Origin of the sequence: Aeromicrobium sp. Root472D3, assembly GCF_001426485.1 — a bacterium.
Lineage (GTDB): Bacteria > Actinomycetota > Actinomycetes > Propionibacteriales > Nocardioidaceae > Aeromicrobium.
This window is the reverse complement of the sequence record NZ_LMET01000001.1, coordinates 2,897,246-2,911,226: the sequence shown is the minus strand read 5'-3', so window position 1 is coordinate 2,911,226 and position 13,981 is coordinate 2,897,246. Positions and strand designations below refer to the sequence as shown.

12 protein-coding genes are annotated in these 13,981 nt (G+C 72.8%); 8 read left to right on the top strand and 4 right to left on the bottom strand.

Translation table 11 applies throughout. From position 1 onward, the window contains the following. Window positions 1-23: 23 nt before the first annotated feature. Both ASD10_RS14290 and ASD10_RS14285 read right to left on the bottom strand, forming a co-directional pair. Window positions 24-1,328 (bottom strand): PH domain-containing protein, encoded by a 1,305-nt coding sequence (locus tag ASD10_RS14290; RefSeq protein ID WP_056609541.1) that lies wholly within the window; start codon window positions 1,326-1,328, stop codon window positions 24-26. A gap of 7 nt (window positions 1,329-1,335) precedes the next feature. Beyond that, window positions 1,336-1,827, bottom strand: coding sequence for a PH domain-containing protein (locus tag ASD10_RS14285; RefSeq protein ID WP_056609539.1), 492 nt, complete (start codon window positions 1,825-1,827; stop codon window positions 1,336-1,338). Window positions 1,828-1,969: 142 nt separating this feature from the next. Between ASD10_RS14285 and ASD10_RS14280 the strand changes: the two genes are divergently transcribed. The 4 genes from ASD10_RS14280 (at window position 1,970) to ASD10_RS14265 (ending at window position 6,852) form a co-directional block, all read left to right on the top strand. Further along, window positions 1,970-2,170, top strand: coding sequence for a hypothetical protein (locus ASD10_RS14280; RefSeq protein WP_056609538.1), 201 nt, complete (start codon window positions 1,970-1,972; stop codon window positions 2,168-2,170). 100 nt (window positions 2,171-2,270) lie between these two features. Continuing rightward, on the top strand, window positions 2,271-5,828 hold the full coding sequence (gene smc / locus ASD10_RS14275; RefSeq protein WP_056609536.1) for a chromosome segregation protein SMC: 3,558 nt from the start codon (window positions 2,271-2,273) through the stop codon (window positions 5,826-5,828). Next, window positions 5,825-6,268: a thioesterase family protein gene (locus tag ASD10_RS14270; protein ID WP_056609534.1), complete on the top strand. Its 444-nt coding sequence runs from the start codon at window positions 5,825-5,827 to the stop codon at window positions 6,266-6,268. Before smc ends, ASD10_RS14270 begins: the two co-directional genes overlap by 4 nt. A 26-nt stretch (window positions 6,269-6,294) precedes the next feature. Further along, window positions 6,295-6,852 (top strand): NYN domain-containing protein, encoded by a 558-nt coding sequence (locus ASD10_RS14265; protein WP_056609532.1) that lies wholly within the window; start codon window positions 6,295-6,297, stop codon window positions 6,850-6,852. A gap of 98 nt (window positions 6,853-6,950) precedes the next feature. Here ASD10_RS14265 and ASD10_RS14260 read toward each other — a convergent pair whose 3' ends face one another. Continuing rightward, window positions 6,951-7,838, bottom strand: coding sequence for a M56 family metallopeptidase (locus tag ASD10_RS14260; protein WP_056609530.1), 888 nt, complete (start codon window positions 7,836-7,838; stop codon window positions 6,951-6,953). Then, complete coding sequence (locus tag ASD10_RS14255) at window positions 7,835-8,203, bottom strand: BlaI/MecI/CopY family transcriptional regulator (protein ID WP_082556217.1); 369 nt, start codon at window positions 8,201-8,203, stop codon at window positions 7,835-7,837. Before ASD10_RS14255 ends, ASD10_RS14260 begins: the two co-directional genes overlap by 4 nt. Before the next feature lie 107 nt (window positions 8,204-8,310). Between ASD10_RS14255 and ASD10_RS14250 the strand changes: the two genes are divergently transcribed. Genes ASD10_RS14250 through cydC form a run of 4 tightly spaced genes read left to right on the top strand, consistent with a single transcriptional unit; the run spans window position 8,311 to window position 13,978 of the window. Then, a complete protein-coding gene (locus ASD10_RS14250) occupies window positions 8,311-9,714 on the top strand; it encodes a cytochrome ubiquinol oxidase subunit I (protein WP_056609525.1) in 1,404 nt (467 codons plus the stop codon). Between the two features lie 27 nt (window positions 9,715-9,741). After that, a complete protein-coding gene (gene cydB / locus ASD10_RS14245) occupies window positions 9,742-10,737 on the top strand; it encodes a cytochrome d ubiquinol oxidase subunit II (RefSeq protein WP_056609524.1) in 996 nt (331 codons plus the stop codon). A gap of 5 nt (window positions 10,738-10,742) precedes the next feature. Further along, entirely contained in the window at window positions 10,743-12,377 is a 1,635-nt protein-coding gene (gene cydD, locus ASD10_RS14240; protein WP_157432611.1) for a thiol reductant ABC exporter subunit CydD, read from the top strand. Next, window positions 12,374-13,978 (top strand): thiol reductant ABC exporter subunit CydC, encoded by a 1,605-nt coding sequence (gene cydC / locus ASD10_RS14235; protein WP_056609522.1) that lies wholly within the window; start codon window positions 12,374-12,376, stop codon window positions 13,976-13,978. The genes cydD and cydC overlap by 4 nt, the downstream gene beginning before the upstream one ends. Window positions 13,979-13,981: the final 3 nt, after the last annotated feature.

Below are 13,981 nucleotides of genomic sequence, written 5' to 3'. Positions count from 1 at the left end.
TCCGCGGCCTCGCGAAGCGCGGGTCAGGCGCGGGACGCGCGGGCGCGCTCGAGCTGGGCGAGCATCAGGGCGCGGGCCTCCTCCGCGTCGAGGTGGCGACCGTCGGCGTCGACGGGCCCCTTGGGCGTGTGCACCTCGACCGTCGCGACGCGGCGCACGCGCTGCAGCGGTCCCTGGCGCAGCTCGACCGACTGGGTGCGGCGGTGCGGGACGATGCTCGTCGTCCGCTCGACCCAGCCCTCGTGCGCGACGAACGACGCGTCGTCGGCTCCCGCCCACCGGTAGCGCCATCCGATCGGGGCGAACCACCACGAGCGGCGTGGCGCGGCCGTGCGAGGGACGGCGACCGTCGCGGCCGGCATCAGCTCGGCGATGACGGCGGCCGCGAGCGCCGGGTCGGCGATCGGCAGCAGGATCGACGACGAGTCGCCCCCCTGCTCGTCGCCGTGCGCCGCGTACCCCGCGACGTCGACCTCGAGGCGCTGCCAGCCGAGACGCCGCCACACGAACGGCTCCTTGATCGCGATGCCCTGCACCCGGTCGACCGGGATCGTCTGCGACGTGCGCGACAGCAGGCCCCGCTCGATGCGCAGCCCCCGCTCGCCCCGCGACAGCGTGAAGTTCCACTGCTGCAGCACGCGGCGCGCGACGATCTGCGCGAGCCACGTCGCGAGCGGGACGATGCCGCCGAGCAGCACGACGATGCCGCCGAACCAGACGCCCAGCACCACCAGGACGACCGAGCCGACGGCCGCGAACAGGAAGTCGAGCGACAGCAGCGTGCCGATCATGACGCGCTCGGGCGGCACCCGCGTGATGATGCTGCGGTGCTCGTCGGCCGGCTGCTCGTCGGCCTCGCCGTGCGCGCGCGACAGCAGGACTCGGCGCAGGTCGCGCGCGTCGTCGAGCTTCAGGAACTTCAGCGTCGTGCGCGAGTCCTTGCCGCCGGCCATCTCGATGCGCAGCTCGGCCAGGCCCAGGACGCGCGCGACGAGCGGCTCGGCGATGTCGACGGACTGGATGCGCTCGTACGGGATGCGCCGCGACGCCTTCGTCACCAGGCCCGTGTTGATGCGCAGCTCGGAGCCGTCGATGACGTACCGGGTGAACAGCCAGCCGACGTATCCCACGACCATGCCGATCACGAGCCCCGCGACCAGCGCGATGCCGAGGCTCAGCAGGGGCGACAGCCTGCCCCACGAGTCGCCGGAGAACACCGAGCCGGCCAGGCCGACGACGGCCGCGACCGCGAAGAGCGCCCCGCGGACGACCGCCGTGAGGGGGTGCGTGCGCTGCCCGCGCGTCTCGGACGCTGCCGGGGAGGACACCGCGACGTCAGAGTCCGGCGCCACGCGACTCGCCCAGCTCGGTCAGCCGGTTGCGCAGCCTCGTCGCCTCGTCGGACGGCAGCCCCGGGATGTCGGCCGCGGTCTCGGTGCTCGCGGTGTGCAGCGTGACCGTCGCGATGCCGAACGCCCGCGCGAGCGGACCGGCCTGGACGTCGACGAACTGCATGCGTCCGTAGGGGATCGCGACGAGCCGCTTGAACATCACGCCGCGCGTCACGAGCAGGTCGTCGACGTTCTCGGCGTAGCCCCAGCTGCGCTGGTTGCGCCCGGCCCACACGAGCCCCCAGACGCCTACGACGAGACCCACGACCGCCACGGGCGTGCCGATCCACCAGAAGTCGGGCATCACGGCCAGGAGCACGACGCCGACGAGCACGACGACGACCGCGCAGCCGCCGATCACGAGGCGGCGGACGGTCGCCAGACGGGGCGACACCGGCTGCCACGCCCCCGAGACCGGGGCGAAGAGGTTGTCCATCCGATCACCCTAGCCACGCGGAGCGGAGTTGACCGGGGGCAGGACGCGGTGGGAGACTGATAGACGCGGATCGTCGATCCTGCCGCGTGCCCAGCAGCTCCTGAGCACGCCACACCAGCAGCCGAGCTCGCGGAGAACAGCCATGGCCAAAGCACTTGTCGGATACCTCGGCGGACCCACCTCGGCGCAGCACCAGCAGACCGCCTCGCTGCGTCGGCGCATCGCCGACCTCGAGAACGAGGTCCTGCGGCTCAAGGTCGAGAACGACGGCCTGCTGGCCGCCCTGCGCGAGCGCGTCGACCTGGTCTCGGCCAGCGACCTCGCCGAGCCCGTCTCGCGCTGAGGCGCGCGACGCGTCACGGACGTCGCGCACCGGACACGCGCGGCACTAGGGTGACTGCCTAGCGCCGCGTGCGCGGTCACCGTCCGTCGTAGGAGCCACGTTGTACCTCAAGAGCCTCACCCTGCGTGGGTTCAAGTCGTTCGCGTCCTCGACGACCCTGCAGCTCGAGCCGGGCATCACGGCCGTGGTCGGTCCCAACGGCTCCGGCAAGTCCAACGTCGTCGACGCCCTGTCGTGGGTCATGGGCGAGCAGGGGGCCAAGTCGCTGCGCGGCGGCAAGATGGAGGACGTCATCTTCGCCGGCACGTCGGGCCGGCCGCCGCTCGGACGCGCCGAGGTCGTGCTGACGATCGACAACGCCGACGGTGCCCTGCCGATCGAGTACAGCGAGGTCACGATCTCGCGCACGATGTTCCGCAACGGCGGCTCGGAGTACGCGATCAACGGCAGCACGTGCCGCCTGCTCGACGTCCAGGAGCTGCTGAGCGACTCCGGCATCGGGCGCGAGATGCACGTCATCGTGGGGCAGGGACAGCTCGACAGCGTCCTGCGCGCGACCCCCGAGGAGCGCCGCGGATTCATCGAGGAGGCCGCAGGCGTCCTGAAGCACCGCAAGCGCAAGGAGAAGGCGCTCCGCAAGCTCGACGCCACGCAGGGCAACCTGACGCGCCTCAACGACGTCCTGACCGAGCTGCGACGCCAGCTCAAGCCGCTGGGTCGTCAGGCCGAGGTCGCCCGTCGCGCCGCGGTGATCCAGGCCGACGTCCGCGACGCCCGCGCGCGTCTGCTCGCCGACGACATCGTCACGGCCCGCACCACGATCGAGACCGAGCTCGCCGACGAGGCCGCCCTCAAGCAGCGGCGCCAGTCGGTCGAGCAGGCCATCGCCGCGGCCCGCGAGCAGGAGACCGAGCTCGAGGACCAGCTGCGCGACGACTCGCCGCGGCTCTCGGCGGCGCAGGAGACCTGGTACGGGCTCTCGGGCCTGCGGGAGCGGCTGCGCGGCACCGCGGGCCTGGCCAACGAGCGCATCCGCCTGGCGGCCGTCGAGTCCGACGACCGGCGCGACGGCCGCGATCCCGAGGAGCTCGAGGCCGAGGCACGGCGCGCGCAGGAGCAGCACGAGCAGCTCAGCGCGGGGGTCGCCGCGGCGACGGAGGCGCTCGAGGCCGTCATCGCCGAGCGGGGCGAGGCCGAGACGGCCTACACCGCCGAGGAGCGACGGGTCGCCGGGCTGCTGCGCGCCGCAGCCGACCAGCGCGAGGGGCTGGCCCGTCTGCACGGCCAGGTCAACGCCCTGCGCAGCCGCTCCACGGCGGCCGGCGAGGAGATCGGGCGCCTGACGGCGGCGCGCGACGAGGCCGAGTCGCGGGCCGTCGAGGCGCAGAAGCAGTTCACGGCCCTCGAGAACCAGATCGCGGGCCTCAACGCGGGCGAGTCGGGGCTCGACGAGAAGCTCGAGGCCGCCGAGGCCGAGCTCGAGCAGGCGACCGCGGGCCTGACGTCGGTCGCCGACGAGCTCAACGCGGCCGAGCGTCAGCAGGCCGGTCTGTCGGCCCGCAAGGAGGCGCTCGAGCTGGGGCTGTCGCGCAAGGACGGCGCCGGCGCGCTGCTCGCCGCGACCGACGAGATCAGCGGCCTGCTCGGTTCCGTCGCCGCGCTGCTGACGGTCCGCAGCGGCTTCGAGGCCGCGATCGCCGCAGCCCTCGGCTCGGCGGCGGACGCCGTCGCGGTCGACCACCTCGACACCGCGGTCTCGGCGATGCAGCGGCTCAAGGCCCACGACCTCGGCCGGGCCGGCATGCTGCTGGGCGGGGGAGACGTCGACGACTCGACGTGGCCCGGGCTGCCCGACGTCGCGACCTACGCGATCGACGTCGTCGAGGGCCCGCCCGCCCTGCAGGGCGCGCTGCGACGCCTGCTGTTCAAGGTCGCGGTGGTCGACACGCTCGAGCAGTCGCAGGAGGTCGTCCGCGTGGCGCCGGACGTCACGGCCGTGACGCGCGACGGCGACCTGCTCGGTGCGCACTTCGCGGCCGGCGGGTCGACGTCCAAGCAGAGCCTGATCGAGGTGCAGGCCGCGCTCGACGCCGCCGAGACCGATCTGGCCGCCGCGGCCCACACGATCGAGCGCCTGCGGTTCGAGCAGGGGCGGCTCGAGGCGTCCCGCGCCGCGGCCCAGGAGCGGGTCGACGCGGCGCTGGGCGAGCTGCACGAGTCGGACGCCACGATGGCCGCCGTCGCCGAGAACCTCGGCCACCTCGGTGCGACCTCGCGGGCCGCGCGCGGCGAGGCCGACCGGCTGACGACGGCGATCGCGACCGCCGAGGAGGCCATGGCCGGCGACCTCGCGGGGCTCGCCGAGCTCGAGGACCGGTTGAGCCAGGCGCAGTCGGCCCCCGAGGAGGAGCCCGACACGACCCTGCTCGAGGAGCTGGCCGAGGCGGCGTCCGCCCTGCGACGCGCCGAGACCGAGGCGCGTCTCGCGTTGCGCACCAACGAGGAGCGTGCCAGGGCCCTCGCGGCGCAGGTGACGTCGCTGTTCGAGGCTGCCGAGGCCGAGCGCGTCGCCCGCGCACGGGCCGCCGAGCGTCGGGCTCGCCAGCTGCGCGAGGCCGAGACCGCGCGGGCCGTCATCGTCGCCAGCGACCACGTGCTGGCGCGCATCGAGGTGTCGATCGCCGAGGCGTCGGCCCTGCGGGCCGCGATCGAGCAGTCGCGCTCGGGCCGCGAGGAGACGCTGCGCACCGTCCGCACCCAGCTGCGCGAGCTGATCGGCCAGCTCGACGGGCTGACCGACTCGGTCCACAAGGACGAGATGGCCCGTGCCGAGCTGCGCCTGCGCCTCGAGGGCCTCGAGAGCCGGGCGCTCGACGAGCTCGGCCTCGACGTCGAGACCCTCGTGACCGACTACGGGCCCGACCAGCTCGTCCCCCCGGTGACGGTCGAGGGCGAGGACGAGTCGCTGCCCGCCGAGCCCGTGCCGTACGACCGCGAGGCGCAGGTCAAGCGCCTGCGGGGTGCCGAGCGGTCGATGGCGATGCTCGGCAAGGTCAACCCGCTGGCGCTCGAGGAGTTCACGGCGCTCGAGGAGCGGCACCAGTTCCTCTCCGAGCAGCTCGACGACCTGCGCCGCACCCGCAAGGACCTCCTCGAGATCGTCGAGGAGGTCGACGCCAAGGTCGAGCAGGTCTTCACCGAGGCCTGGTACGACGTCGAGAGCGCCTTCCAGCACGTCTTCACCCGGTTGTTCCCCGGCGGCGAGGGGGCGCTGATCCTCACCGACCCGCAGAACATGCTGACGACCGGCATCGACGTCGAGGCGCGACCCGCCGGCAAGAAGGTCAAGCGGCTCTCGCTGCTGTCGGGCGGCGAGCGCTCGCTCGTGGCCGTGGCCTTCCTGGTGGCGCTGTTCAAGGCGCGTCCGAGCCCGTTCTACATCCTCGACGAGGTCGAGGCGGCCCTCGACGACGCCAACCTCGGCCGCCTGCTCGAGCTGTACGAGGAGCTGCGCGCCAACTCGCAGCTCGTCGTCATCACCCACCAGAAGCGGACGATGGAGGTCGCCGACGCGCTCTACGGCGTCTCGATGCGCGGCGACGGCGTGTCGGCCGTGATCAGCCAGCGCCTGCGCGACGAGGAGGCGTCCGCCGGATGACCGACGACACGACCGGACCGCGGCTGCGCACCGAGTTCGCCGCGCTGCGCACCATCACGACGCGGTGGGAGGACGAGGACGTGTACGGCCACGTCAACAACGTCGTCTACTACTCGTACTTCGACACCGCCGTCAACGGCTTCCTGATCGACGCGACGGGCACCGACATCCGGCGCCTCGACGCCGTCGGGCTCGTCGCCGAGACGCGCTGCGAGTTCCTGCGCGAGCTGCGCTACCCGGGCGACGTCGAGGTCGGGATCGCGGTGGCGCGCCTCGGCACGTCGAGCATCGTCTACCGGCTCGCGATCTTCCAGGGCGACACCGACGAGCCGGCGGCGATCGGCCGGTTCGTGCACGTCTACGTCGACGCCTCGACGCGGGCCGTGACGCCCGTGCCCGACGCCGTCCGCGCCGCCGTGACGCCGCTCGTGGTGGCGTGACGCGTGGGCTCGCGTAGGGTCCGAGCATGACGGATCGCACCACGTACGTCCTGGTCGACGGCGAGAACATCGACGCGACCCTCGGTCAGTCGATCCTGGGCCGGCGTCCCCAGCCGCACGAGCGTCCGCGCTGGGACCGGCTGCTGCAGTTCGCCGAGGACCACTGGGACCAGCAGACGCGCGGTCTGTTCTTCCTCGCCGCCAACGGCGAGCTGCCGATGCCGTTCGTGCAGGCGCTGACGTCGATGGGCTTCCGGCCCGTGCCGCTGTCGGGGCGCGCCGACGAGAAGGTCGTCGACATCGCGATCCAGCGCACGCTCGAGGAGCTCGCGCGGCGCGAGGCCGACGTCATGCTCGCGAGCAACGACGGCGACTTCATCGAGCAGCTCGCGCCGCTGGTGACCGACGGACGGCGCACGGCGCTGCTGGCGTTCCACGAGTTCCGCAGCTCGGGCTACGTCCCGCTGTTCGACCGGGGCCTGGAGTTCCACGACCTCGAGTACGACGTCCGCGCGTTCAACGACAAGCTGCCGCGCATCCGCGTCATCCCGATCGCCGAGTTCGACCCCAACGAGTTCCTCTGACCCTTCGCCGACGAGTCACCCACGCCCGCCGACGAGTCGCGCATGCCGGGCAGGATTGACTCGCGGGTGGGCGCCAGTGACTCGTCGGCGGCCTGGGGTCAGAGGGTGAGGGTCTGCCAGGCGTGCAACATCCAGGGGACGGCCAGCAGGACGGTCGGCGCCACCAGCACGACCGCCGAGATCGCGTAGGCCGCGGCGGACGCCCACGGGTGGCGCGGGTCGGGCTCCTGCAGGCGTGACATGCGCACGGTCGCGGCGCCGCCGACGCCCAGCGCGCCCGCCGGGGTCGGCGACCCGGCCAGCGCCACCAGCGCGCCCGCCACGGGGGCCTGACCGAACGAGCGGCGCGCGACGTCGTCGGCGAGCAGCTCGACCATGATCTGGCTCTGCACCAGCGGCGCGTCGGTGCGCAGGAACCGGGGGAACGCGCGGTGCAGCACCGTGAACGCCTCGAGGACGAGGTCGTGGCGGCGGCGCACGTGCGCCCGCTCGTGCTCGAGGACCGCGGCGTACTCCGTGGCGGACAGCGTCGAGATCGTGCCCTGCGACACCACGATGCGCGGCGAGCCGATGCCCGGGACGCAGTACGCGATGGGCGTCTCCTCCTGCAGGATGCGCAGGGCGGGCGCCATGCCGTCGGCGTCGCCCAGCAGGTCGACCAGCGCGCGCTGCCGGCGCCGGCGGGCCTGCGTCTCGCGGTAGACCGTCCACGCGGCCCACCAGAAGCGCGCCCACACCAGGACGCCGATCGCCATGATCGTCAGGTGCAGGGCGACCCGCCACCACGTCAGCTCGTCGTGGGTCACGAGCCACAGGGCCGTCGACAGGGCCGCGCCCGAGATCGCCAGCACGGCGGCCAGCGCGAACGACTGCCACAGCACGATGCCGGCCCGGGGGACGAGCATCGGCCACGAGGTGCGGGCCAGGAGGGCCGGCACCGGCAGCGCCAGCGCCAGCCCGATCAGGCCGAGCAGGACGGGGGTCACGGCGAGGTCCGCGACACGATCTCGTCGAGGGCGGCGCGCAGGGCCTTGGCCTCGTCGGGGTCGACGGTGCGGGCGAAGTGCACCAGCGCCGCGGTGCGGTCGGTGCCGGCCTCGTCGAGCGCGGCGTGCAGCAGCTCGGACGTGGCCTCGTCGCGGCTCAGTGCGGGGGCGTAGTGGAAGGCGCGGCCGTCGCGCTCGCGGCGCACCATCTCCTTGGTGCCGAGACGGTCGAGCACCGTCATGATCGTGGTGTACGCGAGGTCGCGCTCGCCGAGGGCGTCGAGGACCTCGCGCACCGTGAGCGGCGCGGGCGCGTCCCACAGGACGTTCATGACGGAGCGTTCGAGCTCTCCGAGTCGGGGCATGTGACCCAATCTACTACGTGGGGTAGTAATTCGCCTTGCCCGTGACCCCCAGTTCTTACTACAGTCGGTAGTAGTTACTACGGCACGTAGTAGAACAAGGAGCTGAGATGGAAGTCCTCGACCTCGCGCGGTGGCAGTTCGGCATCACGACGGTGTACCACTTCTTCTTCGTGCCGCTGACGATCGGCCTGTCGGTGCTGGTCGCGACGATGCAGACGGTGTGGTGGCGCACGGGGGACGAGCGGTGGCTGCGGCTCACCAAGTTCTTCGGCAAGCTCTTCTTGATCAACTTCGCGATGGGCATCGCGACGGGCATCGTCCAGGAGTTCCAGTTCGGCATGAACTGGAGCGACTACTCGCGCTTCGTCGGTGACATCTTCGGAGCCCCGCTCGCGATCGAGGGCCTGCTGGCGTTCTTCCTCGAGTCGACGTTCCTCGGTCTGTGGATCTTCGGCTGGGAGCGGCTCAAGCCCGGCCTGCACCTGGCCTGCATCTGGATCGCGGCCCTCGGCACGGTCTTCTCGGCCTACTTCATCCTCGCGGCCAACTCGTTCATGCAGAACCCCGTCGGCTACACGCTCAACGCCGAGAAGGGACGCGCCGAGCTGACCGACTTCGGTGCCGTCCTCACCAACAAGGTGCTGGTCGTGACGTTCCCGCACCAGATCTTCGGCTGCTTCATGGTGGCCGGCGCCTTCGTGGCCGGCATCGCGCTGTGGCACATGATGCGTCGCCCCGACCACGCGGACGCCTCGGCGTTCCGCCCCGCGTTCCGGATGGGCGCGGTCGTGCTGCTCGTCGCGGGCCTCGGCACCATGATCTCGGGCGACTTCCAGGGCAAGGTCATGACCGAGGTGCAGCCCATGAAGATGGCCGCCGCCGAGGGGCTCTACGACGACGCCCAGCCGGCCCCCTTCTCGATCCTGACGATCGGGACGCTGGACGGATCGCAGGAGGTCTACAAGCTCGAGGTGCCGAAGCTCCTGTCGTTCCTCGGCACGGGCAGCTTCGACGGCGAGGTGCGCGGCATCGACTCGTTGCAGGCCGAGTACGAGCAGAAGTACGGACCCGGCGACTACGCCCCCAACATCCCCGTGACTTACTGGACCTTCCGGCTCATGATCACGACCGGCGGGCTCGCGATGGCGGCCGGCGCGGTCATGCTCTGGGCGACCCGCCGGGGCCGCACGCCCACCTCGAAGTGGCTGCTCCGGTCGGCTATCGTGCTGCCGCTGCTGCCGATGGCGGCGAACTCGTTCGGCTGGATCTTCACCGAGATGGGACGCCAGCCGTGGGTCGTCTTCGGCCTCATGCCGACGTCCGCCGGGGTGTCGCCCAGCACGTCGGTGGCCGAGGTGGCGACGTCGCTGGCGATGTTCACGGCGCTCTACGGCGTCCTCGCGGTCATCGAGGTCAGGCTGCTGCTGCGCTACGTCCAGGCCGGCCTGCCCGACCTCGAGCCGCCGTCCGACCCCGACGACGCCGACGCGCCCCTCGCGTTCGCGTACTGAGCCGACCGAGAGAACAGGACAGATCCCATGGAGCTGACGACCTTCTGGTTCATCGTCATCGCGGTGCTGTGGATCGGCTACCTCGTGCTCGAGGGCTTCGACTTCGGTGTCGGGATGCTGATGGCGCTGCTCGCGCGCGACGACAAGGAGCGGCGCGTGCTACTCAACACGATCGGCCCGGTCTGGGACGGCAACGAGGTGTGGCTCATCGTCGCCGGCGGCGCGACGTTCGCGGCGTTCCCCGAGTGGTACGCGACGCTGTTCAGCGGCTTCTACGTGCCGCTCCTGCTGATCCTGCTGGCACTGATCGTGCGGATCATCGGCATCGAGTTCCGCAGCAAGCGTCCCGAGCCGGCCTGGAAGCTGCGCTGCGACATCGCGATCGTGTTCGGCTCGGTGGTGCCCGCGCTGGTGTGGGGCGTCGCCCTGGCCAACATCGTCCGCGGCGTGCCGATCGACGCCGACAAGGAGTACGTCGGCGGGCTGCTCGACCTGTTCACCCCGTACGGCGTGCTGGGCGGCCTGGTGACCCTCACGGTGTTCCTGGTCCACGGCGCGTTCTTCGTCGGGCTCAAGACGACCGGCCCGATCCGCGAGCGGGCGATCGCGATGGGCCTGCGGGTCGGCGTGTTCGCGGCCTTCCTCACGACGGTCTTCGTGGGCTGGACCGCGATGCGTGACGACACCCTGCAGGTGTGGGCCGCCGCCGCGGGCGTCTTGGTCGCGTTCGTCCTGGCGCTCGCAGCGGCCACGGCCGGCCGGGACGGGTGGGCGTTCGTCGGGACCGCCGTCGCGATCGGCCTGCTCGTCGTGATGCTCTTCGCGGCGCTGTTCCCGGACGTCATGGTGTCGTCGCTCGACCCGGCGTGGTCGCTGACCACCGAGAACGCCGCATCGACGCCCTACACGCTGACGATCATGTCGTGGGTCGCGGTGGCCTTCACCCCGATCGTCGTCGGCTACCAGAGCTGGTCGTACTGGGTGTTCCGCCGGCGCATCGGCGTCCAGCACATCCCGGGGTGACGGCGATGCCTCCTCTCGACCCCCGCCTCGTGCGTCGCTCGCGCGGTGTCCGCCGGCTGCTCGCCACCAGCGTCGCCCTCGGCGTCGGCACGGCCGCGACCGTCGTCGGAGTCGCGTACCTCGTCGCCGACGTCGTGGCCCGGCGCTTCGACGCCGAGCCCGTCGCGGCCGTGCCGCTCGCGATCCTGGCCGGACTCGCGCTGCGGGCCGCGATCGCCTGGGTGCACACCGCCGTCGCCGCCCGCGCCGCGGCGACCGTCAAGGCCGAGCTGCGCCGCGAGGTCGTCGACGACCTGATGGACCCGCGTCGGCTCGGCCCGCGGCCGAGCAGCGCGGGGGTCGTGACGCTGCTCGGTCCCGGCCTGGACGCCTTCGACGGCTACGTCGGCCGGTTCCTGCCGCAGGTCGTCCTCTCGGCGCTGGTCCCGCCGACCATGGTCGTCGCGATCGCCGTCGCCGACCCGCTGTCGGCGGTCGTCGTGGGCGTGACCCTGCCGATGACTGTCGTGTTCCTGGTGCTGGTGGGTCTCGTGACCAAGGACCGCATCGATCGGCGCTGGCAGGCGCTGGAGCGCGTCGGCCGGCACTTCGCGGACGTCCTCGACGGACTGACGGTCCTGAAGGTCTTCGGACGTCGGCAGGAGGAGGGCCTGCGACAGGTCGGCGACCGGCACCGCCGCGAGTCGGGACGTGCCCTGCGGCTGGCCTTCCTGTCGTCGTTCGTGCTCGACCTGTTCTCGACGCTCGCGGTGGCGCTCGTGGCGGTCAGCGTCGGGCTGCGGGTCGTCGAGGGCCACCTGGCGCTCGCGCCGGCCCTGTTCGTGCTGCTGCTCGCGCCGGAGGCGTTCGCGCCGATCAAGCGGCTCGGGTCGCTGTTCCACGACAGCACCGAGGGGGCCGAGGCGACGTCCGGGCTGCTCGCGCTGCTGGAGCACGACCGGCACACCGGGACGCTCCCCGCGCCCGACCTCGGGTCGGCCGACATCGTCCTCGACGGACTGGTCGTGCGCCACGGCGGACGCTCGTCGGCGAGTCTCGCGCTGTCGCACCACCGCATCCGCCCCGGCGAGTTCGTGGCGGTGACGGGGGAGTCGGGCAGCGGCAAGTCGACCCTGCTGTCGCTGCTGATGGCCTTCGAGCGGCCGACGTCCGGCCACGTGCTCGTCGACGACGTCGACCTCGCGGCGATCGACCCCGTCGCGTGGCGCGAGCAGGTCGCCTGGGTGCCGCAGGTGCCGGGTCTCGTCGAGGGGACGATCGAGGAGAACGTGCGGCTGGGTGACCGCGGATCGTCCCGGGCGGACGTCGTCGCGGCCCTGCGGAGCGCCGGCGCCGACGACCTCGGGCTCGACCGGGTGGTCAGCGAGTCCGGCGACGACGTGTCGGCGGGGGAGCGTCGCCGCATCGCGATCGCCCGCGCCGTGCTGCGCATCCGGCGCGGCGACGCGCGGCTCCTGCTGCTCGACGAGCCGACCGCGGGTCTCGACGGCGTCCGCGAGGCGGCGGTGCTGGCGACCCTGCGGGGGCTCGCCGTCACGGTCGTCGTCGTGGCGCACCGGCCCGAGACGATCGGCGCGGCCGACCGCGAGCTGCGGCTCGACCGACAGGTCGCGAGCGAGCTGGAGGAGGCGCGGGCATGACGAAGTTGGCGTGGGGTCGCACGTTCGGGGTGCTGTCGCAGCTCGCCGCGATCGGGCTGCTGCTGGTGTCGGCGTGGCTGATCGTGCGGGCGGCGGAGCAGCCGCCCGTCCTGTACCTGATGGTCGCGATCGTCGCGGTGCGCTTCTTCGGCCTGAGCCGGGCCGCACTGCGCTACGTCGAGCGGCTGCTGACGCACGACGTCGCGCTCGCCCGGGTCACCGAGGCGCGGGTCGCGGCGTACCGCGACCTCGACCGCGTCGCGCCGGTCGGCGTGCCGGGACGACGGCGGGGCGACCTCGTGAGTCGCGTCGTGTCCGACGTCGACGCGGTGCAGGACCGCATGCTGCGGCTCCGCAGCCCGTGGATCGTGGCGCTCGCGTCGTCGCTGCTGACGGTCGCGCTGCTCGTGGTCGTCGATCCCGTCTCCGGTCTGGTGGTGGGTCTTGGCACCGCCGTCGTGCTCGTCCTGGTGCGCGTCGTCGTGCCCCGGGCGGTGCGCCGATCGGGAGACCGGTCGTCGGGGTGGCGGGGCGACCTGGCCGCCGACGTCAGCCACGGGGTCGTGGCCGCGCCCGACCTCGTCGCGTACGGCGCGACCGACCTGCTGCGCGCGTCGGCGCACCGCAGCATCGACCTGCTGTCGGACGCGCAGCGGCGCACGTCGCGGCTCGCGGGCGTCGGCGAGGCGATCGTCCTGGTCGGCGCGGGGGTCGCGGTCGCCGCGGTCGCGGCGCTGTCCGGGGGGCTCGACCCCGTGCTGGTGGGCGTCGTCGTGCTGGCGCCCCTCGCGCTGGTCGAGCCGCTGACGGCCGTCGCCGACGCCGAGGGGCTGCGGCCCGGCATCGAGGACGCCGAGCGGCGCCTGGCCGAGCTCGCCGAGGCGTCCGAGGCCGTCACCGATCCCGCGCGCCCGGTCGGGGCACCGTCCGGGTTCGCGCTCGAGCTCGAGGGTCTCGCGATCGGCTGGGACTCGACGCTGGTCTCCGGCATCGACCTCGTGGTGCCGGAGGGCGGGGTCGTCGCCGTCAGGGGGCCCAGCGGGTCGGGCAAGAGCACCCTCGCGCTGACGATCGCGCGCCTGATCGAGCCACGCGCCGGCACGGTGCGCCTCGGTGGTGTCGACGTGCGGACGCTGGCGGCCTCGGACGTCCGCTCGACGATCGGGTACCTGGGCCAGGACGAGATCGTGTTCGACACCACGATCCGCGAGAACCTGCGCATCGCCGACCCGTCCGCCACCGACGCCGACCTGCTGGTGGCCCTCGGGCGGGCCGGTCTCGGCGACTTCGTGCGGTCGCTGCCCGGCGGTCTCGACACCGAGGTCGGCGAGCGGGGCGGGCGCCTGTCGGGCGGCGAGCGCCAGCGCCTGTGCCTCGCGCGGCTGGTGCTGGGCGGTCACCGCGTGCTGGTGCTCGACGAGCCCACCGAGCATCTCGACGAACGGGCCGGCGACGAGCTGCTCGACGACGTCCTGGCGCTCGGACCCGGACGGAGCATCGTGGTGGTCACCCACTCGCCCCGCGTGCTCGACCGCATCGACGAGGTGCTGACGATCGGATCCCGCGCGCCGTCCGCCGCCGCGTCGACACCCGGGCGGTGACGT

Excerpts from the sequence above, each read along its gene's own strand:
- ASD10_RS14285 (WP_056609539.1), bottom strand. The coding sequence starts at position 1,827 with ATGGACAACCTCTTCGCCCCGGTCTCGGGGGCGTGGCAGCCGGTGTCG.
- ASD10_RS14280 (WP_056609538.1), top strand. The coding sequence starts at position 1,970 with ATGGCCAAAGCACTTGTCGGATACCTCGGCGGACCCACCTCGGCGCAG.
- ASD10_RS14270 (WP_056609534.1), top strand. The coding sequence starts at position 5,825 with ATGACCGACGACACGACCGGACCGCGGCTGCGCACCGAGTTCGCCGCG.
- ASD10_RS14265 (WP_056609532.1), top strand. The coding sequence starts at position 6,295 with ATGACGGATCGCACCACGTACGTCCTGGTCGACGGCGAGAACATCGAC.
- ASD10_RS14255 (WP_082556217.1), bottom strand. The coding sequence starts at position 8,203 with ATGCCCCGACTCGGAGAGCTCGAACGCTCCGTCATGAACGTCCTGTGG.
- ASD10_RS14250 (WP_056609525.1), top strand. The coding sequence starts at position 8,311 with ATGGAAGTCCTCGACCTCGCGCGGTGGCAGTTCGGCATCACGACGGTG.
- cydB (WP_056609524.1), top strand. The coding sequence starts at position 9,742 with ATGGAGCTGACGACCTTCTGGTTCATCGTCATCGCGGTGCTGTGGATC.
- cydD (WP_157432611.1), top strand. The coding sequence starts at position 10,743 with ATGCCTCCTCTCGACCCCCGCCTCGTGCGTCGCTCGCGCGGTGTCCGC.
- cydC (WP_056609522.1), top strand. The coding sequence starts at position 12,374 with ATGACGAAGTTGGCGTGGGGTCGCACGTTCGGGGTGCTGTCGCAGCTC.